Here is a 20,854-nt window from a genome sequence, read left to right as displayed (position 1 = left end):
AAAGGAACACATATGGAATGGCTGACCAATCCGGAGATCTGGATTGCCTTCTTCACCCTGACGGCTCTTGAGATCGTTCTGGGCATCGATAACATCATCATGATTTCGATCCTGGTCAGCCGTATGCCCAAGCATATGCAAGCGCGCACCCGGATCTTCGGCCTGGCCCTGGCCATGATCACCCGGATCCTGCTGCTGCTGTCGATCACCTGGGTCATGCAACTGACCGCCGACCTGTTCGTGGTGTTCGGCCAGGGTATTTCCGGTCGCGACATGATCCTGTTCTTCGGCGGCCTGTTCCTGCTGTGGAAAAGCTCCCAGGAGATGTACCACGCCCTGGAAGGTGAAGACGAAACCCATGACGAGCCGAAAGGCAAGGGTGGCAAGTTCATCTACACCATCATCCAGATCGCCATCATCGACATCGTGTTCTCCCTGGACTCGGTGATTACCGCCGTGGGTATGGTTTCCCACGTACCGGTCATGGTTGCTGCGATTATCGTTGCGGTCCTGGTGATGATGCTCGCCGCAGGCACCATCAGCGAGTTCATCGACAAGCACCCGTCGCTGAAAATGCTCGCGCTGTCGTTCCTGCTGATCGTGGGTACCGTGCTGATCGCCGAATCCTTCGACGTGCATGTGCCAAAAGGCTACGTGTACTTCGCCATGGCGTTCTCGCTGGCGGTAGAAGCGATCAACATCAAGATGCGTAGCGCTATCGCGAAAAAGAAAAAGCAGCAGGATCCGGTGAAACTGCGCAAGGACATCCCGGGCCAATAACCCGCGGGCTACACCTGTAGGAGCGAGCGTGCTCGCGAAAAACGTCAACGGTAACGCGTGCTGCCTGATTTCACGCGCTGCCCTTGAGTTCTTCGCGAGCACGCTCGCTCCTACAGTCGTTTCAGGCGCCTGCAAAAAGCTGATTTCATGACAGTTTTATTTCAAAGCCAAGTTTAGCTATGCGATGCTGGCGCTCAGCCCGTTCGCCAACTACAGCTTAAGTACACAACTCAAAACGGCACACGGCACTTTTTGCTCCGCTGGAGCACGACTCAACACAGGGGGCCGAGCATGCTGACCCTGCTCAATCTTCTTTCCGCCGTGACCCTGCTGATCTGGGGCACGCACATCGTCCGTACCGGCATCCTGCGGGTCTACGGTTCCAACCTGCGCCAGGTCATCGGGCAGAACATGGCCAGGCGCTGGCTGGCGTTCATTGCCGGGATCCTCGTCACCGCCATGGTGCAAAGCAGCAACGCCACGGCGATGCTAGTGACGTCGTTTGTCGGCCAGGGCCTGATGGGTCTGACGCCCGCCCTGGCGACCATGCTCGGCGCCGACGTCGGTACCGCCCTGATGGCGCGGGTGCTGACCCTGGATCTTTCCTGGCTGTCGCCGCTGCTGATTTTTCTCGGGGTGATCTTCTTCCTGTCGCGCAAACAAACACGCGCCGGGCAGATGGGTCGGGTCGGTATCGGCCTGGGCTTGATCATCCTTGCCCTGCAACTGATCGTCGAAGCGGCAGGACCGATTACCCAAGCCCAGGGCGTCAAAGTCCTGTTCGCCTCGCTGACCGGCGACATCCTGCTCGATGCCTTGGTAGGCGCACTGTTTGCGATGATTTCCTACTCCAGCCTGGCCGCCGTACTGCTGACGGCGACCCTGGCCGGCGCCGGCGTGATTGGCCTGCATGTAGCCATCGGCCTGGTGATCGGTGCCAATATCGGCAGCGGCGTACTGGCATTCCTCAGCACCAGTATGCAAAACGCCGCTGGCCGCCAAGTGGCCCTCGGCAGCCTGCTGTACAAGCTGATCGGCCTGCTGCTGATCATTCCCGTCCTGGACCCGCTGGTGCAGTGGATGGACACCCTGGACTACAGCGCCCAGGGCATGGTGATTACCTTTCACCTGCTCTACAACGTCACCCGCTGCCTGATCCTGCTGCCCACCATCGGCCCCATGGCCCGCCTGTGTGCCTGGCTGCTGCCGGAACGTCCGGAGGCCAACGGCCTGGCCAAACCCCGCCATCTGGACCCGACGGCGCTGACCACCCCGAGCCTGGCCCTGGCCAACGCCGCGCGGGAAACCCTGCGCCTGGGGGACTTGATCGACAACATGCTGACCGCGATGCTCGAAGTGTTGCGCGGCAAACAAACGGCCATCACCCAGGAAATGCGCAGCCTCAGCGATGATGTCGAAGCGCTTTACAGTGCGATCAAGCTCTACCTGGCGCAAATGCCCCGGGAAGACCTCAGCGAGCACGACAGCCGGCGCTGGGCCGAGATCATCGAACTGTCGATCAACCTCAAGCTGGCCGGCGACTTGATCGAGCGCATGCTGCGCAAGGTCCAGCAGCAGAAAACCTCGCAGCGCCGCTCGTTTTCCGAAGTCGGGCTCGAAGAACTGGCCGGCCTGCATAGCCAGTTGATCGCCAACCTGCGCCTGGGCCTGTCGGTGTTCCTCAGTGCCGACCCGGAAAGCGCCCGGCAATTGTTGCGCGAGAAGCGCCGCTTCCGCGCCCAGGAACGGCGCCTGGCCCACGCCCACGTCAGCCGCCTGCAACGCAAGATCGTACAAAGCATCGAGACCAGCTCCCTGCATCTGGAACTGATTGCCGATATGAAACGACTGAACTCGTTGTTTTGCAGCAGTGCTTATGTAGTGTTGGAAACCTCCGAGACCGGTGCGTTAGCGGCGGACAATATTGCCGACATTACCCATTCGCCTTGAACGATCCGCACACCCCGGGAGTCAGTTAAAAACATCGCCTGACCAATGTGGGAGCGGGCTCCAACCGTTATTACTCGCCAGGAACCCCGTTATGCGTCGCCTGCTATTCGCCTGCCTGCTCATAGGCTCGGCCCACGCCTTTGCCTTTGATCGCTTGCAAGTCGAAGGCTACCTGTTGCCCAACGGCCTGCAATTGCTGCTCAAGCCGGGCACCGAGCGCGGGCACGTGGCGATCCGCCTGGTCGTCGGCGTTGGCCTGGACGACTTCAGTTGCGCAGACAAGGAGCTGCCACACCTGTTGGAGCACCTGCTGTTCAGCGGGATCGACGGCGGCGGCGAAGGCGAGTTGGAAGAACAGATGCAGGCCCTGGGCGGAGAGTGGAACGCCTACACCAGCAATGCCGATACCACCTTCGTCATCGAGGCCCCGGCGCGCAACCAGCGCAAGGTGCTGGACCTGTTGCTGGCCATCCTGACCCGCACCCAACTGAGCGATGCCGCCATCAACGCCGCCAAACAGGTGGTGGAGCGCGAGGATGGTGGCCACTACTCGCACCTGCAACGCCTGCTGGATCGCCAGGACCTGGGCCATAACGCCAGTCATCAACTGGCGGTGGAACTGGGCCTCAAGTGTGCCGAGCGAGCCGAGGTCAACCCACTGACCCGCGCCCAACTGGAAAAAGTGCGCCAGGACTGGTACGCCCCCAACAACATGACGCTGATCATCGTCGGCGACCTCGACAAACTGCTGCCCGCCTATCTGGAACGCACCTACGGCCAACTCGACCCGGTAGACCCCAGCGAGCATCGCCCATTACCGCAAGTCCAGGGCACGGCGGCGACCCACCGCGACCTGATCCGTGGCTGGGTCGGCAATGGCGCCAAGCTGCACCTGCTGTTCCCCGAACCGGTGCTGGACGAGCAGCACGATGCCACCTACGACCTGCTCAAGGACTATCTGGATTGGGCGCTGTATCGCCAACTACGGCTCCAGCATGGTTTGTCCTACGGCCCATGGAGCGAACGCGAAGTGCTGGGCGGCGTCGGTTTCATGAGCCTGAATGCCGACCTTGAACGCGACAACCTGGCTGAAGCCGAGCAGGTGCTGGCCTCGCTCAAGGCGCGATTGCTTGAAGACGGGCTCGACCCCACCACCTTCGCCCGCCTGAAACAGGCCGCCATCGACCGCCAGGCCTGGGCAGTGCAAGGCAACAGCGCCCTGGCCGACTATTACTGGGGCGCAGCGGGTGACTACAGCGACGGCCACTTCAGCGATCCGGCCAAACGCATCAAGGCCGTCAGCCTGGAGCAAACCAACCAGGCCATGCGCCAGTTGCTCAACCAGCCCGGCTACTGGCGCATCGAAAAACCGCTGCTCAGTTATGACGCCTTGAGCTGGATCGCGGCGGGCCTGTTGGGGTTGATCGCGCTTGTGGCAGTTGGCGTGCGCCGTTATCGCAAAGCAATTGCGTAATCACACGCCACTCAGAGAGCTAAGACGTTATTCTGTCTGGGATTTTTTCCTACAAAGACTGCGAACCGCCGAATGCCATATCTGACCCATTTCATACAGCGCCTCCTCGAACTGATGAAGCGCTATCCAGGGGTGATTGCACTCGGCGGTTTTATCTCCGGCGTGGCCAGTTTTATTCTGGTGGACCGCCAGCAAGGCATGGCCAGCTGGATCGCAATCATCATGCTGGTGAGCTGGCTGTGGCTGATGCTGGAAAACAGCTTCACCCAGTTGTTCAGCAAGGTGTTCAAGCGCGAAATCCCCGAACCGCTGCTGCGTTACGCCACGCAGATGATCCACCAGGAAAGCCTGTTCTTTGTCCTGCCGTTCTTTTTTGTCACCACCACCTGGAACAGCAGCCAGTCGATCTTCACCGGCTTGCTGGGCGCCGCCGCACTGGTGTCGATTACCGACCCGCTGTACTACAAATGGCTGGCGCCCAAACGCTGGCTGTTCCTGGCGCTGCACACCCTGACCCTGTTTGCCGCCTTGCTCACCGCACTGCCGATTATCCTGCACCTGACCACCGCCCAGAGTTACAAGCTGGCGCTGGGCGTGGCGATGCTCTTGTCGATCCCAAGCCTGGCGGTCAGCCTGCCACTGCGCAGCCTCAAGGGTTGGCTGATGCTGCTGGGCGTCACAGCGGTGATTGGCTGCGCGGGGTGGTTCCTGCGCAGTTGGGTGCCGCCGGCAACCTTGTGGATGACCGAAGTGGCGATCAGCACCCAATTGCAGGACCGCACTCCAGGCGACGACCTCAAGGAGGTCAGCGCCAGCCAACTGCGCAGCAGTGGCCTGTATGCCTACACCGCGATCAACGCACCGCGTGGGCTGGACGAACGCATCTATCATGTGTGGCAGTTCAACGGTAAAGAGGTCGACCGCATCGCCCTGGATATCCATGGCGGACGCAAGGAAGGCTACCGGGCCTGGACGCACAAGCAGAACTTCCCGGCGAATGCCGTAGGCCGCTGGCAAGTGCGGGTGCTGACCGAAGATGGCCAGGTAATCGGCGTGTTGCGCTTTAAAGTCACCGACACCGCACAAACGGACACCCCAAAGTAGGACAGATCGTGCTATTACATAGCAATTGTGGAATAGCCAAACAAGCTCGGAGCTTATGACCAGTAGCACAACGGCAGGCAATGCCCACCTGGACGCGTCCACCCAACCGCCCCAACTGCGGGTCAGCGGGGATTGGACGCTGGCCCACTACAGCGCCCTGAAACAACTGTCGGCGAGCCTCGGCGGCCAGTACGACGCCAGCACCCACGTCGACCTCAACGGCCTGGGCGCGCTGGACACCGCCGGGGCATCGTTGCTGGTCGAGTTACTGGGGCCCGAGCGCCTCGAACACTCTGCCGAGCACCCCGACTGCAACCTGTCTGCCGCCGACCGGGCGCTGCTCAAGACCGTCTATTGCTCCCTGAACGACTTCTGCGTGCCGGTCAAAGAACCGCAAGTGAGCGTCGGCATCCAACTGCTGTCGCGTATCGGCTGTGCCGTCGACACCGTCTGGAAGGACGCGATGACGCTGCTCGGCTTTATCGGCCTGATCCTCGCAACCTTTGCCCGCGGCGTGTTCCGGCCCAAGCGCTGGCGCTTGACGCCCATGGTCGCGCACATCGAACAGACCGGGCTCGACGCCGCGCCCATCGTAGCCTTGCTGACCTTCCTGGTGGGCGCCGTCGTGGCATTCCTCGGCGCCACCGTGCTGGAAAGTTTCGGCGCGAGTATTTTTACCGTGGACCTGGTGGCGTTTTCCTTCCTGCGTGAGTTCGGTGTCCTGCTCACGGCGATCCTGATGGCCGGCCGTACTGCCAGCGCCTTCACCGCGCAAATCGGCTCGATGAAGGCCAACGAAGAAATCGACGCGATCCGCACCATGGGCCTCGACCCCATGGAGTTGCTGGTCCTGCCGCGTGTCCTCGCGCTGCTGGTGGCGCTGCCGATGCTGACCTTCCTCGCCATGATCTCGGGGATTATCGGCGGTGGCGTGGTGTGCGCCGTGGCCCTGGATATCTCGCCGGCGATGTTCCTGTCGCTGCTGCAATCGGACATTGGCGTCCAGCATTTGCTGGTGGGCCTGGTCAAGGCACCGTTCTTTGCGTTCCTGATCGCCGCCATTGGCTGCCTGGAAGGCTTCAAGGTCAGCGGCAGCGCCGAATCGGTCGGCGCCCACACCACCTCGGCGGTGGTGCAATCAATTTTCGTGGTGATCGTGCTCGACGCGGTGGCCGCACTGTTCTTCATGGAGATGGGCTGGTGAGCCGTTTACCGCGTGCGCCCGCCGAGGCGGTGATTGAGGTCCGTGGCCTGTGCAACCGCTTTGGCCCGCAGAGCGTGCATGAGAACCTCGACCTGGACTTGTACAAGGGCGAGATCCTCGCCGTGGTCGGCGGCTCGGGCAGTGGCAAGTCGGTGCTGCTGCGCAGCATCATCGGCCTGCGCCAGCCCAGTGAAGGCCAGGTGCGGGTATTTGGGCAGAACCTGCCGAGCCTGTCGGAGCATGAACGCTCCCTGGTGGAACGGCGTTTCGGCGTGCTGTTCCAGAAGGGCGCGCTGTTTTCCTCGCTGACGGTCACGGAAAACGTCGCCCTGCCGCTGATTGAGCACGCCGGCCTGAGCCGCGCCGACGCCGAGCACCTGGCAGCGGTGAAACTGGCCCTGGCCGGGTTGCCCTTGTCAGCGGCCGACAAGTACCCGTCTTCGCTGTCGGGCGGAATGATCAAGCGGGCGGCCCTGGCGCGGGCGCTGGCCCTGGACCCGGACATTCTGTTTCTCGATGAACCGACCGCTGGCCTCGACCCCATCGGCGCGGCGGCATTCGACCAGTTGATCCTGACCCTGCGCGATGCCTTGGGCCTGAGCGTGCTGCTGATCACCCACGACCTCGACACGCTCTACACCATCACCGACCGCGTAGCGGTGCTGGCACAGAAAAAGGTGCTGGTGGCGGATGCCATTGATGTCGTCTCGGAAACGGACGACGCCTGGATTCACGAATACTTTCATGGCCCTCGGGGCCGTGCGGCACTGGATGCCGCTCAACAGCTCAACGAGGTATGACATGGAAACCCGAGCCCATCATGTGATGATCGGTCTGTTCAGCGTGATAGTCGTGGTCGGCGCCATGCTGTTCGGCCTGTGGCTGGCCAAGTCCAGCGTCGACAGCGCGTTCCAGGATTACGAAGTGATCTTCAACGAAGCGGTCAGCGGCCTGTCCCAGGGCAGCGCGGTGCAATACAGCGGGATCAAGGTGGGTGACGTCACCAGCCTGCGCCTGGACCCGAAAGACCCGCGCCGCGTGCTAGCCCGCATCCGCCTGGCCGGCCAGACGCCAATCAAGGAAGACACCCAGGCCAAGCTGGCGCTGACCGGCATCACCGGCACCTCGATCATCCAACTCAGCGGCGGCACCCCGCAAAGCCCCGAACTCAAGGGCAAGAACGGCAACCTGCCGCAGATCACCGCCTCGCCATCGCCCATTGCCCGGCTGCTCAATAACAGCAATGACCTGATGACCAGCATCAACCTGCTGCTGCACAACGCCAACCGCCTGTTCTCGCCGGACAACGTCGAGCGCCTGAGCAACACCCTGGCACACCTGGAACAGACCACCGGGGCCATCGCCGAGCAACGTGGCGATATCAAGGTGGTGATGCAGCAACTGACTCAAGTCAGCAAACAGGCTGGCGCCACCCTGGAACAGACCACCGCGCTGATGCGCAACGCCAACGGCCTGCTCAACGACCAGGGCAAGCAGATGTTCGGCAGCGCCGAAGGGGCCATGCGCTCCCTGGAACAGAGCACTGCAACCATCAACAGCTTGTTGAACGACAACAAGGACTCCCTGAACAGTGGCATGCAGGGTCTCAATGGACTGGCTCCGGCCGTGCGTGAACTGCGCGATACCCTCGGATCGTTGCGTGCCATCTCCCGCCGCCTGGAGGCCAACCCCAGCGGGTATCTGCTGGGCAGTGACAAGAACAAGGAGTTCACGCCATGAAGCGTGCTTACCAAATGATCGCCCCAATAGCCCTGGCTCTGGTCAGCGCTTGCTCGATTCTGCCCAAGGCCGACCCGTCCAACGTCTACCGACTGCCGGCGGCCCAGGCGACTACGCCGGGCAGCCCGGTGGCCTGGTCGTTGCGGCTGACCAAGCCGCAAGCCAGTGAGTTCCTCGACAGCCCACGCATTGCCGTGGTGCCCCAAGGCGACTTGATCAGCAGCTATGCCCTGTCGCGCTGGAGCGATCCGGCGCCGGTGCTGTTGCGCAATCGCCTGCTGGATGGTTTCCAGCGCGATGGCCGGGTGGCACTGCTGAGCACCGATGACAGCAACCTGCAGGCGGACTTCGAGCTGGGGGGACAGTTGCAGGCCTTCCAGAGCGAATACCGGGGCAGCGCGGTGGAGGTGGTGATTCGGTTGGATGCGCGACTGGTGCGCGGCAGCGACCAGCGGATCGTGGCGGCCAAGCGCTTTGAGGTGCGCCAGCCGGTCAGCGATACCCAGGTGCCAGCGGTGGTGGCCGGGTTTGGTGTGGCCGGGGACCAGTTGAACAGGCAGGTAGTGGATTGGGTGGTGGCGCAGGGCAATACAGCACCTAAACGCTGAGGGCCTCATCGCAGGCAAGCCAGCGCCCACATTTTGATTTGTGAACACAGTCAAATGTGGGAGCTGGCTTGCCTGCAATAGCGGTCTAAAGCTTAGCCAAAGAACCAGTAGCAGACCGCAATCGCCGCCACCACACCCGCAAACTCCGCCAACAACGCACACCCCACCGCATGCCGCGCGCGCTGGATGCCCACCGAGCCAAAGTACACCGCCAGCACATAGAACGTGGTCTCGGTGCTGCCCTGGATCGTCGCCGCCACCAGGGCCGCGAAGCTGTCCACACCCTGGGTCTGCATGGTCTCGATCAGCATCGCCCGCGCCGCGCTGCCGGAGAATGGCTTGACCATCGCCGTGGGCAAGGCGTCGACAAAACGCGTGTCCATGCCGGTCCAGGCCACCAGATGGCGAATCCCTTCCAGGCCAAACTCCAGCGCGCCGGACGCACGCAGCACGCCGACCGCACACAACATCGCCACCAGATACGGCAGCAGGTTCTTGGCGACATCAAAGCCCTCTTTGGCGCCTTCGACAAACGCCTCGTAGACCTTGACCTTGCGCAACGCGCCAATCAGCAGGAACAGCATGATCAGGCCAAACAACGTGAGGTTGCCCAGGATCGAGGACAGTCCCGCCAGGGCCGTGGCCGACAGGGTCGCGAGCAAGGCCATGAAGCCGCCCAGCACCAACGCCCCGGGAATCAGGTATGCCAGCACCACCGGGTCCCACAGGCGCAGGCGCTGCATCAGCGCCACCGACAGCAGGCCCACCAGGGTCGAGGCGCTGGTGGCCAGCAGGATTGGCAGGAACACCAGCGTCGGGTCCGGCGCGCCTTGCTGGGCGCGATACATGAAGATCGTCACCGGCAACAGGGTCAGGGAAGACGCGTTGAGCACCAGGAACAGGATCTGCGCGTTGGTCGCGGTGTTGGGGATGGGGTTGAGCTCTTGCAGCGCCTTCATGGCCTTGAGGCCGATGGGCGTGGCCGCGTTGTCCAGGCCCAGGCCGTTGGCGGCAAAGTTGAGGGTGATCAAGCCGATGGCCGGGTGACCGGCCGGGACTTCCGGCATCAGCCGCAGGAACAGCGGGCCAAGGGCCTTGGCCAGCCATTCGACAATCCCGGCCTTCTCGGCGATGCGCAGGAAGCCCAGCCACAAGGTCAGGGTGCCGAACAGCAACACCATCACTTCCACCGACAGCTTGGCCATGGCGAAGATACTCTCCACCATCGCCGCAAAGATCCCGGCGTTCCCCCCCACCAGCCATTGCGCCAGCGCCGATACCATTGCCACGACAAAGAAGCCAAGCCACAGGCCATTGAGCATCAGTCACACCCCTTTAAATATGTGGCGAATGATAGCGGGGCTGGCAGAAACGACAAACCCCGGATTTACCGGGGTTTGTTCACTTCAAGCCGCGATCAGCCCTGGCTGGTCTCGCCCACTGGCTGCACAGTCTTGGTCCGCCAGTGCGGCAGGGAGTTCCAGTAGCGCTCGCCCTTGGCATCGTCGTACATGCCTTCCCAACGCGCGATGACCAACACGGCCAGGGCGTTGCCGATCACGTTCAGCGCAGTACGCGCCATGTCCATGATGCGGTCGACACCGGCGATGAACGCCAGGCCTTCCAGCGGGATGCCCACGCTGCCCAGGGTCGCCAACAGCACCACGAAGGACACGCCCGGCACGCCGGCAATACCTTTGGAGGTGACCATCAGGGTCAGTACCAGCATCAGTTGTTGGCCAACCGACAGGTCGATGCCATACAGCTGGGCGATAAAGATCGCCGCGATGCTCTGGTACAGGGTCGAACCGTCGAGGTTGAACGAGTAACCGGTCGGCACCACGAAGCTGCAGATGGCTTTCGGCGCACCGTAGGCTTCCATCTTCTCGATCACGCGCGGCAGCACGGTTTCGGAGCTGGCGGTGGAGTAGGCCAGTACCAGTTCATCCTTGAAGATGCGCATCAGCTTGATCACCGAGAAGCCAAACAGGCGGGCGATCAGGCCGAGAATCACAAAGGCGAAGAACAGGATGGCGACGTAAACCAGGATCACCAGCTTGGCCAATGGCAGCAGCGAGGCGAAGCCGAAGTTGGCCACGGTCACGGCGATCAGGGCGAATACACCGATAGGGGCGTACTTCATGATCATGTGGGTGACTTTGAACATGCTCTCGGACACGCCCTGGAACATGGTCACCAGGGGTTCGCGCAAGTCTGGCTTGAGGCTCGACAAGCCCAGGCCGAACAACACGGAGAAGAAGATGATCGGCAGCATCTCGCCACGGGCCACGGCGGCAAAGATGTTCGACGGGATCAGGTTGAGGATGGTCTCGATGAACGCATGCTCATGCTGCACCTCGGCGGCAGTCGCCTGGTACTTGGAGATATCCACGGTACCCAGGGTGCTCATGTCGATACCGGCACCTGGATGGAACAGGTTGGCCAGCAGCAGACCGACCACAATCGCAATGGTAGTGACCACTTCGAAGTAAACGATGGTCTTTACGCCGATTCGACCGAGCTTTTTCGCATCCCCTACACCGGCAATTCCGACAATCAGCGACGAAATCACGATCGGGATCACGATCATCTTGATCAGGCGGATAAAGATATCGCCCGCCGGTTGCAACACGTTGCTGATCCACCAGGCTTTTTCGGCACTGAAGTGGTTGAGTACAGCACCGATTGCAATCCCTAGCACCAGACCGATGAGGATCTGCCAGGCGAGGCTTAGTTTTGCCTTCTTCATGTCATTACCCTTGTTTCAAGTGGACTCAGGCAGATGCGCCAGCTGGAACGCCCGGAAGCGAAAAAGTGTGAGCATCAGCCTCCGTAGAAGGTCACCGCAGATGGCCGATATGGCTTACTGGCAAGCGAAAAAAGGCGCAACTATTCCGATGCGGGGGGGCATAGTCTAATGCCGTAAACGCCTACCCTATGCCGAATCGGCATGGGTTTTTTTAAATAAAACTGTCTGTTTGGTCAGTTCGAATGCGACATTTTGTCAGGCATACATGCCGTGAACCGGCCATTTCAGGCTCGCTCAGGGATTTTCGGTTTTTTTGCCAGGCGGGAAAAACTCTTGAAAATTCCTACGCATACCGTCGAAAAACACGTCTGGCCGAGGGCAAACTTTCTCGATAGATGGTCGCGCCGTAACACCACGAAACGGTTGTGATGAAGCAGAAAGGAAATTTGCAGCTACATGCGGCATAAGTGCCGTGTGATGACTCACAAGCCCGTCGCAAGCCCGTCAGGCCATAACGGCCTGCGGACTTGCGTCGCAGCTTTTCTCCCGACCTGGCCCTTGCGCAGGTACTCCCTGTACCCGTAGGTCGCGCCGATCCCTTGATCAGAGCAACCCGGCCCCCTGGTCATGCATCGCCGTCAGGCGGCGGTGCAAACAGAAACAGACAGTTGGCCTGTTCCCCTGTTGGGCAGGCCCACAGACGGGCCTAGTACCAATTCGGATCTTTCTTGAGTTGCTCCATCAGCAACTTCTGCATGCCTTCATCGGGCTTGCCGATGAAACGATAGTCCGCATGCCGTGTTGGCGACTTGTCCGCCGGAAGCCCGGCAGGGACTTCGACCAACATCGCGTAGGCATCTTCCTTATCCATGCTGAACGCAACGATCAAACGTTTATTCAGGCAGGTATCGGCCGTTTCACACAGCGGCCCGACCAAATACCCGTCACCGTCTTCCGTCACGGCATTCATTTGCTCAGACGTGCCCGACAGGTTGATCACCCACTCAGGCAGGCGCTCTTCCTTCTTGACCACACCCTGCCAGGTTTCGCGGTACTGCGGATCGGCATTGAGCAGTTCATTGGCACGCGCCTGACCGTCATTGGCGGCCATGACCAAGCCACTACCGCCCAACAGCAGGGCGGCAGCCAGGGTTTTGAGAGACAAGTTGACCATGTTCAGCCTCGACCACGACGGCCAAAGAAGAAGGAAGCGATGAACATCACCAGGAAGACGACAAAGAGAATCTTGGCGATACCCGTGGCGGTGCCCGCGATACCACCGAAGCCCAGGACTGCAGCGACAATGGCAATGATCAGAAATGTGATTGCCCAACTCAACATGGTGATTCTCCTTTTACATCTATTAAGAGGACTGCTGTGTCGCCACCCTGCCGCACCCAATGGACGGCAGGTTCATGCCTAGAACACCCAGCGTTCCTGGACAGGCTCGTCGTACAGGGCAATGTCCTGTTCAACCGCCATCATGCGCGGGGCTGTCACGTCGGCGGTGCTGCTGCCAACCGAACGAAAATGGGTCTGTGTCATGGGTGTGCGCTCGAACTGCGGGGCGGACTGCGGGCTCTGCTGCCAATGCTGCAGCTGCTGAGCACCGATCAAGGTCACCATCAAGGCGAGGCTGGCAAACAGCCCCTGTTGAAGGCGCAGTGGCGATACACGCAATGGCTTGAGGCTTTGGCGAGTCATCCTGAATCTCTCCCGCATCATGTTGTCTTGTTCGTTGATCACGCTTGTAGGAGAGGTATTGCAGAGTGCATGCCAGTTTTTATGACGAATAAAAACTAATAAAATCAGTAGGTTATAAGAGCACCTGGTTTCTTCCTAACAGCATCCTGCACGATGCGCCTATCCTCACCGTGCGAAATGCACGATGGTCAGTGGTCGGATCAAGGGATCAAAAGGGCCGGCAGGACTGCCGAAGCATCAAGAAGGGTCAAAAACGCGCTGCCCGTGGCTATAAGTAGGAAGGGTCTCAGATAGCTGCGCGATAAGGCTTTGAATCAATCAGAATAAACCATGCAACTTGCCCGATTATTCTGGGACTAAACAAGATCACTCATTCGTATGTTAAGGAGCGCGGGACAGATGGAATCAGCCAAGGAGCTTCAAGGCCGCATTCTTTTAGTGGACGACGAGTCCGCAATCCTGCGCACCTTCCGCTACTGCCTGGAAGATGAAGGCTATACCGTAGCCACTGCCAACAGCGCGGCCCAGGCCGATGCCCTGTTGCAACGCCAGGTGTTCGACCTGTGCTTTTTGGACCTGCGCCTGGGCGAAGACAACGGCCTGGATGTGCTGGCACAAATGCGTATCCAGGCCCCCTGGATGCGCGTGGTGATTGTCACCGCGCACTCGGCCGTCGATACGGCAGTGGATGCGATCCAGGCTGGCGCGGCCGATTACCTGGTCAAGCCCTGCAGCCCGGACCAATTGCGCCTGGCCACCGCCAAGCAGCTGGAAGTGCGCCAGTTGTCAGCACGCCTGGAAGCGCTGGAAGGTGAAGTACGCCAGCCCAAGGATGGCCTCGACTCCCATAGCCCCTCGATGATGGTGGTACTGGAGACCGCCCGCCAAGTGGCCGGCACCGATGCCAATATCCTGATTCTGGGCGAGTCCGGCACCGGTAAAGGTGAACTGGCCCGGGCGATTCATGGCTGGAGTAAAAGGGCGAAGAAATCCTGCGTCACCATCAACTGCCCGTCCTTGACCGCAGAGCTGATGGAAAGCGAGCTGTTCGGCCATAGTCGCGGCGCCTTTACCGGCGCCAGCGAAAGCACCCTCGGCCGGGTCAACCAGGCGGACGGCGGCACCCTGTTTCTAGACGAGATCGGCGATTTCCCCCTGACATTGCAACCCAAGTTGTTGCGCTTTATCCAGGACAAGGAATATGAACGGGTCGGCGACCCGGTCACCCGCCGCGCCGATGTGCGTATCCTGGCGGCGACCAACCTGAACCTGGAAGACATGGTGCGCGACGGCCGTTTTCGCGAAGACTTGCTGTATCGCCTGAACGTCATCACCTTGCACCTGCCGCCCCTGCGCGAACGCAGCGAGGATATCCTCGCCCTCGCTGACCGTTTCCTGGCGCGCTTCGTCAAAGAGTACGCGCGGCCAGCCCGCGGCTTCAGCGATGAGGCCCGTGAAGCACTGCTCAACTACCGCTGGCCGGGCAATATCCGTGAACTGCGCAACGTCGTGGAACGCGCCAGCATCATCTGTGCCCAGGAGAAGGTCGAAATCAGCCATTTGGGGATGGCCGAGCAACCGACCAACAACTCACCGCGTATCGGCGCGGCGTTGAGCCTGGACGAACTGGAAAAAGCCCATATCGGCGCCGTGCTGGCCACCAGCGATACCCTGGACCAGGCGGCCAAGACCCTGGGCATCGATGCCTCGACGCTGTATCGCAAACGCAAGCAATACAACCTGTGAGCTGCACCTTATGAAGCTGGCGATGAAACTGCGCACGCGGCTGTTCCTGAGCATTTCTGCGCTGATCACCGTGGCCCTGCTTGGGCTGCTGCTGGGGCTGGTGAGTGTCATGCAAATGGCCAAGGCCCAGGAATCCCTGATCCGCAGCAACTTCATTACCCTGGATCTGGGGCTCAAGCTGCGCCAGACCCTGGGCGACCAGTTGATCTTGATGCTCAACGACCGGCCGGACCCGGTCGCCCTGAATACGTCGCGCCAACAGTATTTCAAGTTGTTGGACGAAGGCATCGCCCATGAAATGAGTGTCGCCAGGGTCGGTGGCTTCACTCAGGCCAAGGCCGACTACCTGACGTTTTTGGACGCGTTCGAGGAAAATGAAAATACGCCGCCTTCCCTGCGCAATAACCAAAAACTGACCGCCAGTTTCAACGTGCTGCGCAACGGGCTGATCAGCGAGCATAAAAACGCACTGGAAAACATCAACGAGACCGAACGCCTGTCGCGCGAGCGCGCGCTGTGGATCGCCGGGCTGCTGGGGCTGGTGGGCCTGGCGGTGCTGATCATCGGTTTCATCACCGCCCATGGCATCGCCCGGCGCTTTGGCGGGCCGATCGAAGCCCTGGCCAAGGCGGCCGATAAAATCGGCCAGGGCAATTTTGATGTCACCTTGCCGATTTCTTCGGCAGCCGAAATGAACCAGTTGACCAAACGTTTTGGCATCATGGCTGAAGCGTTGCGCCAGCATCAGGCCACGAATGTCGACGAATTGCTCGCCGGCCAGCAGCGCTTGCAGGCAGTGCTCGACAGTATCGACGACGGCCTGCTGATGATCGACCGCCAAGGCCGCCTGGAACACCTCAACCCGGTCGCCCAGCGCCAATTGGGCTGGGACGAAAGCCGCCTGGGCGAGGGCCTGGGCGAAGCGCTGCAACGCCCGGAACTGGATGAGCAACTGCATCTGGTGCTGCGCGGCGGCAACCTGGAACGCGCACCTGACGACCTGGAAGTGGAGGTAGAGGGCGAATCGCGCCTGCTGACCTACAGCATGACGCCCGTCAGCCACCACGAGGGGCATATCCTCGGCGCGGTGATGGTGTTGCATGACGTGACCGAACAACGGGCCTTCGAACGAGTGCGCAGTGAATTCGTGTTGCGTGCCTCCCACGAACTGCGTACGCCAGTCACGGGCATGCATATGGCATTCGGCCTGTTCCAGGAACGGGCGAAATTCCCCCCTGAGTCCCGCGAAGCCGACCTGTTGAATACGGTCAACGAAGAAATGCAGCGCTTGATGCAACTGATCAATGACTTGCTGAACTTTTCCCGCTACCAGAACGGCCTGCAAAAACTCACTCTGGCGCCTTGCGACATCAACGAGCTGCTTGAACAGGCCCGCACGCGTTTTGCCGAGCTGGCGAATGCGCAAAACATCGAACTGGTGGTAGAAGCGCAGGCGCAACTGCCCAGGCTGCATGCCGACCAGGCGCAATTGGAGCGGGTGCTCGACAATCTGCTCGGCAATGCCCTGCGCCACACCAGTGACGGCGGGCAGATTCGCCTGCAAGCACGTCGCCATGGCGAACGGCTGATCATCAGTGTCGAGGACAATGGCGAAGGCATCGCCTACGGCCAGCAGGGCAGGATTTTCGAACCTTTTGTCCAGGTAGGCCGCAAGAAAGGTGGCGCCGGCCTGGGGCTGGCGCTGTGCAAGGAGATCGTGCAGTTGCACGGCGGCCGCATGGGGGTCTATTCCCGGCCAGGGCAGGGCACGCAGTTCTATATGGCGTTGCCGCTGTAACTATCAGTCAGGCACGCCACTCAAGGGCAGCAAAGATCAAAGGTGGGAGCTGTCGAGCCCCGGCGAGGCTGCGATGACGGCGCGACTGTCACTACTTATGTTGCCTGACACACCGCTATCGCAGCCTCGCCGGGGCTCGACAGCTCCCACATGAATTGCTCGCAGCTCTTAAATACCTTAGCGGTGGTTTAATACCCTCAGGATCGCTGCGCTTTGCGCATCCGGCGTGCCATCGAACAGTGCCGGCCGGAAGCGCATCTGGAAGGCGGCCAGCACACGCCGCGTTGCCACATCCAGCTCACCGGTCTGCGGCGTGGCATACCCCAAGCGTGCCAATTCTTCCTGGAACCAGGTGATGCTCGGTAGCTGTGCAGCGTACTGCGCCTGATACCGCGCGACCGCCTGGGCCTCGGGCCAGATCCCCAGGCCTTCATCCGCCAGGCGCTTCCACGGGAACAGCGGGCCCGGATCAAGTTTGCGACCGGGGGCGATATCGCTATGACCGATAATGAACTTCGGGTTGATCCGGTTGCGCTGGCTGATGTCCTTGAGCAAGGTCACCAGGGACTGGACTTGCGCTTCGGAGTACGGATACCAGACCCGCCCGGTGGGCGTATCACGGTAGCCCGGGTTGACGATCTCTATACCGATGGAGCTGGAGTTGAGCCAGGTACGCCCCATCCATTCACTTTCCCCGGCATGCCAGGAACGCTTGTCTTCATCCACCAGCTTATAGATGGTCGCGCGCGCGTCATCGCCAATCAGGTAGTGGCTGCTGACCTGGCCTTTGGTCAACAGCGCCAGCGAACCTTCAAGGCTGGTAGCGGTGTAGTGCAGGACGACGAACTGGACACGATTATCGAAGTTCACCGACGGGTGGCTGGTATTCAGCCGCGGGCCACTTGCACAGCCAGCGAGTGTGAGGAACAGAAGAGCAGCAACGAGAAATTTCATGGCAACAGACGGTACGCTAAAGACGATAATGCAACAGTGTAACGTATCGTTTGCCGATCAGCGGCCGGCTTACAAAATGGAACAACTTTTCAGGCCGCCTGCACCTGATTGCGCCCCGCCGCCTTGGCCCGGTACAAGGCTTCGTCCGCGCGCTTGAGGGCCAGGTCGCTGCGCTCGCCGGGCTGAAACTGCGCCATGCCAATGGACATGGTGATGGTCACCCGTTCGCCCTTGAAGTGAAACGGGCACGCCTCAATGGCCGCCCGCAGGCGCTCGCCGAGCTCCAGCGCATCGCCCAACGCCGAATCCGGCATCAGCAGGACAAACTCCTCACCGCCAAACCGCGCGATGAAATCTGTCGCTCGCAAGCGCTTGCTCAACACATTGGCGATGATCTTCAGCACCTTGTCGCCCGCCAGATGGCCGTAGCTGTCGTTGATGCGCTTGAAGTGATCCAGGTCCAACATCGCCAGTGACAGGTTGTTGCCCTGTTGATGCCACGCATTGACCTCGTATTCCAGGCGTTCACTCCAGGCCGCACGATTGGGCAGGCCGGTGAGCGGGTCGATCAGCGCTTTCTGGCGCTGGACCTCAAGGTGGTCGCGATAGCCCTGGGCCTCCTGCTCCATGCTCGCCACGCGTTCGGCCAACCCCTGCAACCGCTCGGCCACTTCATGTTCGCGCTGGTCACGCTGCTTTTGATGCTCGTCCATGGCGCCCAGCAGCCCCTCAAGATGGCTTTCCAGCACTTGCTTGAGGTCATCAAGATCGGCCGCCTCCTGGACACTGCTTTGCAAGCCATCCATCTGCTCACGGATTTGCGTATCCATCTCGCGCGCGGCGCTGCGGCTGTCGGCGTGCCCGTCGCTGGCCGCCTGCAAATTGCTCTGGAAGGCTTCCAGCCGCTCGTTTAGGCGCTTTAAGTAGGCTTCAAACTCATGCTGGCCACTGTCGGTGATGGCCAGCATCAATACCGCCAGATCATCGAGGATCGGCAGCAACTCGTACCAGTTCAGCCCGTGGGCCAGGCGTTCGCGCATGGCTTGCGCCTGGGGCCGGTGATGCTCGGGCAGGTCGAGGTCGCCCAGCAGGCCGAGCAGAGTGTCTTCGATATGTTTGGCTACGGAGCTGTAGGACGGCTCAGGCGAGTCGGGCAGGGCGTACAGCGCCTCGGGATCGACTTCAGTCGGCTCGTCATCCATCACCGGCGGCAACGACAGACTGCCGATCGCTGTCGGTTGCGGCGCCTGCGGCGGAACCTGGGGTACAACTACCGCCGTAGCGACCGCACCTTCAGACACCGGCGCAACGCTCACCTCCACAGGCTGAGACAGTTCCGGGGCCAGGGCCGCGACAGCAGGCATTTCGACCGGCGATAAGCGGGGAGCGTAAACCTGAGGCTGTGGTACCACGCGCTCATCGACATCGACGACCCGGGACGCAATGGCAATAGACGCAGGTGCCGCCTCAAGCACTGCCGGCTGCGAGGCCTGGGCTGGTGGTGCAAAGGCTCGCAGGGCCTGGGCCAGCTCGGGAGCATCCTCAACCGCCTGGGCAACCGGACTTGCGGCTACCGCCGGGGTTGGCCGCGAGGGCGGAGAAACCGTGGACCCGACCGGCGCGACTTCTGCATCCGGCTCCTTGCCGCCAAACAGGCGCTGCAACAGCCCCGGGCGAGCAGGCTCATCATCGGACTCAAGATTGCTCAGGGCCTGCCCTTGAAGGCTGCTCAACTCACTGAGCAGCAGGGGAATCTCCCGTGCCTGGCCGACGCGGCTGTCCAACTGCTTGGCAAAGCTCTTCAACGGGCGGCTGACTTCCCGGGGCAACGGCAGCGCCTGCAATTGCGCGACCAGCGCGGTCAGCGCGGTACTGATTTGATCAACCCGTGTCTCCCGGCGCTGCTCGGAGTCCAGCACGGCCTTTTCCAGGCGCGGCAACAACGCAGCGAGCGCAGCGTCCATGTCATCGGTGCGCACCACATCGCGCATCTCTTTCATGCACTGGTCGACGGCCCGGTCCGTGCCCTCGGCCGCCAGCGTGCTGCGCACCAGCCCACGGCGCAGCAAGTCGAGGCGCGCAGCCCAACGGCGTTCGAGCTTTTCTTGTTGCTCGATGCTTAACAGGTATTTTTCTTTCCAGCGCTGCGCGTCGTCGCTCATGCAAGGGGTCCGCGAAGGCCGGGGCTCAGCGCGGGTAATGCATCAGCCGTGAGCGAACCCGGCAGACGAATCTCTACCGCGACCGGCAGGTGATCGGAAATGGGTTGCGCCAGCACCTGCACGCGTTCCAGCGTCAGGGTCGGGCTTAACAAAATGTGATCTAGACAGCGTTGCGGGCGCCAACTGGGGAAAGTGGCTTCGACCTGCGGCGCCAGCAGCCCCAAATCGCGCAACGGAGAATTTTGCAGCAGGTCGCTGGCATGGGTGTTCATGTCCCCCATCAGCACCTGGTGTTTGTATCCGCCAATCAGCTCACGGATGTAGGCCAGTTGCAGGGTCCGGGTACGTGCACCCAGCGCCAGGTGCATCATGACCACTACCAGCGCCTCGGGGCCCTCGCCGAAACGCACAAGGATCGCCCCGCGCCCTTTCGGGCCCGGCAGGGGATGGTCTTCGATCACCCAGGGCTTGAGGCGGCTGAGCACACCATTGCTGTGCTGGCCCAGGCGTCCGAGGTTGCGATTGAGTTGCTGGTACCAGTAGGGAAAAGCACCCAACTGAGCCAGGTGCTCGACCTGATTGACGTAGCCCGAACGCAGGCTGCCACCATCGGCTTCCTGCAGGGCCACCAGATCGAAGTCACCCAGCAGGTCGCCGATCTTTTGCAGGTTGCCGGCCCGACCGTTGTGGGGCAACAAATGCTGCCAGCCACGGGTCAGGTAATGACGGTATTTCTCGGTACTGATGCCAACCTGGATATTGAAGCTCAGCAAGCGCAGCCGGCTGTCCGCCGGCAGGCCGGTGGACGCGAGGTGATGTTCGTTGACCTGCGGATCATGCCGGCCAACGACGCGTTCGGTACCCCAGCGACGCATGGCGAG

At 61.2% G+C, this 20,854-nt stretch carries 18 protein-coding genes; 10 read left to right on the top strand and 8 right to left on the bottom strand.

Annotation, left to right across the window (positions count from 1 at the left end; genetic code table 11):
- Positions 1-12: 12 nt before the first annotated feature.
- From KL786_RS24835 to KL786_RS24800, 8 genes are all read left to right on the top strand, one after another.
- Positions 13-780 (top strand): TerC family protein, encoded by a 768-nt coding sequence (locus KL786_RS24835; RefSeq protein WP_215519301.1) that lies wholly within the window; start codon positions 13-15, stop codon positions 778-780.
- Positions 781-1,071: 291 nt separating this feature from the next.
- On the top strand, positions 1,072-2,730 hold the full coding sequence (locus KL786_RS24830; protein ID WP_215519300.1) for a Na/Pi cotransporter family protein: 1,659 nt from the start codon (positions 1,072-1,074) through the stop codon (positions 2,728-2,730).
- Positions 2,731-2,821: 91 nt separating this feature from the next.
- Positions 2,822-4,204 carry a M16 family metallopeptidase gene (locus KL786_RS24825; RefSeq protein ID WP_215519299.1) on the top strand — a complete coding sequence of 461 codons (1,383 nt, stop codon included), beginning with the start codon at positions 2,822-2,824 and terminating at the stop codon, positions 4,202-4,204.
- Positions 4,205-4,276: 72 nt separating this feature from the next.
- Positions 4,277-5,308 (top strand): DUF5924 family protein, encoded by a 1,032-nt coding sequence (locus KL786_RS24820; protein ID WP_215519298.1) that lies wholly within the window; start codon positions 4,277-4,279, stop codon positions 5,306-5,308.
- 55 nt (positions 5,309-5,363) lie between these two features.
- Positions 5,364-6,512: an ABC transporter permease gene (locus KL786_RS24815; RefSeq protein WP_032862668.1), complete on the top strand. Its 1,149-nt coding sequence runs from the start codon at positions 5,364-5,366 to the stop codon at positions 6,510-6,512.
- The gene (locus KL786_RS24810) at positions 6,509-7,312 is read left to right on the top strand and encodes an ABC transporter ATP-binding protein (RefSeq protein WP_154842572.1); all 804 of its coding nucleotides are present in this window, start codon (positions 6,509-6,511) and stop codon (positions 7,310-7,312) included. Before KL786_RS24815 ends, KL786_RS24810 begins: the two co-directional genes overlap by 4 nt.
- 1 nt (position 7,313) lies before the next feature.
- On the top strand, positions 7,314-8,252 hold the full coding sequence (locus KL786_RS24805) for an MlaD family protein (protein ID WP_032862666.1): 939 nt from the start codon (positions 7,314-7,316) through the stop codon (positions 8,250-8,252).
- Positions 8,249-8,860: an ABC-type transport auxiliary lipoprotein family protein gene (locus tag KL786_RS24800; RefSeq protein ID WP_215519297.1), complete on the top strand. Its 612-nt coding sequence runs from the start codon at positions 8,249-8,251 to the stop codon at positions 8,858-8,860. The genes KL786_RS24805 and KL786_RS24800 overlap by 4 nt, the downstream gene beginning before the upstream one ends.
- A 92-nt stretch (positions 8,861-8,952) precedes the next feature.
- On the opposite strand, the gene KL786_RS24795 is transcribed toward KL786_RS24800, so the two are convergent.
- The 5 genes from KL786_RS24795 to KL786_RS24775 all read right to left on the bottom strand — a co-directional run bounded on the left by KL786_RS24795 (position 8,953) and on the right by KL786_RS24775 (position 13,313).
- On the bottom strand, positions 8,953-10,182 hold the full coding sequence (locus KL786_RS24795; protein WP_032862662.1) for a spore maturation protein: 1,230 nt from the start codon (positions 10,180-10,182) through the stop codon (positions 8,953-8,955).
- A gap of 95 nt (positions 10,183-10,277) precedes the next feature.
- A complete protein-coding gene (gltP, locus tag KL786_RS24790; protein WP_032862661.1) occupies positions 10,278-11,609 on the bottom strand; it encodes a glutamate/aspartate:proton symporter GltP in 1,332 nt (443 codons plus the stop codon).
- Positions 11,610-12,315: 706 nt separating this feature from the next.
- Positions 12,316-12,783, bottom strand: a complete 468-nt coding sequence (locus KL786_RS24785; RefSeq protein ID WP_032862660.1) for an inhibitor of vertebrate lysozyme family protein — start codon at positions 12,781-12,783, stop codon at positions 12,316-12,318.
- Between the two features lie 2 nt (positions 12,784-12,785).
- Complete coding sequence (locus KL786_RS24780; protein ID WP_003170804.1) at positions 12,786-12,950, bottom strand: DUF1328 domain-containing protein; 165 nt, start codon at positions 12,948-12,950, stop codon at positions 12,786-12,788.
- Positions 12,951-13,028: 78 nt separating this feature from the next.
- The gene (locus KL786_RS24775) at positions 13,029-13,313 is read right to left on the bottom strand and encodes a hypothetical protein (RefSeq protein ID WP_215519296.1); all 285 of its coding nucleotides are present in this window, start codon (positions 13,311-13,313) and stop codon (positions 13,029-13,031) included.
- Between the two features lie 399 nt (positions 13,314-13,712).
- On the opposite strand from KL786_RS24775, the gene algB reads away from it, so the two are divergent.
- Both algB and KL786_RS24765 read left to right on the top strand, forming a co-directional pair.
- On the top strand, positions 13,713-15,059 hold the full coding sequence (gene algB, locus KL786_RS24770) for a sigma-54-dependent response regulator transcription factor AlgB (RefSeq protein ID WP_032862658.1): 1,347 nt from the start codon (positions 13,713-13,715) through the stop codon (positions 15,057-15,059).
- Positions 15,060-15,069: 10 nt separating this feature from the next.
- Positions 15,070-16,857 (top strand): KinB sensor domain-containing domain, encoded by a 1,788-nt coding sequence (locus tag KL786_RS24765; protein ID WP_215519295.1) that lies wholly within the window; start codon positions 15,070-15,072, stop codon positions 16,855-16,857.
- Between the two features lie 177 nt (positions 16,858-17,034).
- Here the strand turns inward: KL786_RS24765 and KL786_RS24760 are convergent, their stop codons facing one another.
- From KL786_RS24760 to KL786_RS24750, 3 genes are all read right to left on the bottom strand, one after another.
- The gene (locus tag KL786_RS24760) at positions 17,035-17,811 is read right to left on the bottom strand and encodes an N-acetylmuramoyl-L-alanine amidase (protein ID WP_215519294.1); all 777 of its coding nucleotides are present in this window, start codon (positions 17,809-17,811) and stop codon (positions 17,035-17,037) included.
- 89 nt (positions 17,812-17,900) lie between these two features.
- Positions 17,901-19,973, bottom strand: coding sequence for a GGDEF domain-containing protein (locus tag KL786_RS24755; protein ID WP_215519293.1), 2,073 nt, complete (start codon positions 19,971-19,973; stop codon positions 17,901-17,903).
- Positions 19,970-20,848: an endonuclease/exonuclease/phosphatase family protein gene (locus tag KL786_RS24750; RefSeq protein ID WP_032862654.1), complete on the bottom strand. Its 879-nt coding sequence runs from the start codon at positions 20,846-20,848 to the stop codon at positions 19,970-19,972. Before KL786_RS24750 ends, KL786_RS24755 begins: the two co-directional genes overlap by 4 nt.
- Positions 20,849-20,854 lie beyond the last annotated feature (6 nt).

Origin of the sequence: Pseudomonas sp. TAE6080, assembly GCF_018732265.1 — a bacterium.
Lineage (GTDB): Bacteria > Pseudomonadota > Gammaproteobacteria > Pseudomonadales > Pseudomonadaceae > Aquipseudomonas > Aquipseudomonas brenneri.
The sequence above is the reverse complement of the archived record's forward strand: the minus strand, read 5'-3'. Positions and strand labels throughout refer to the sequence as shown.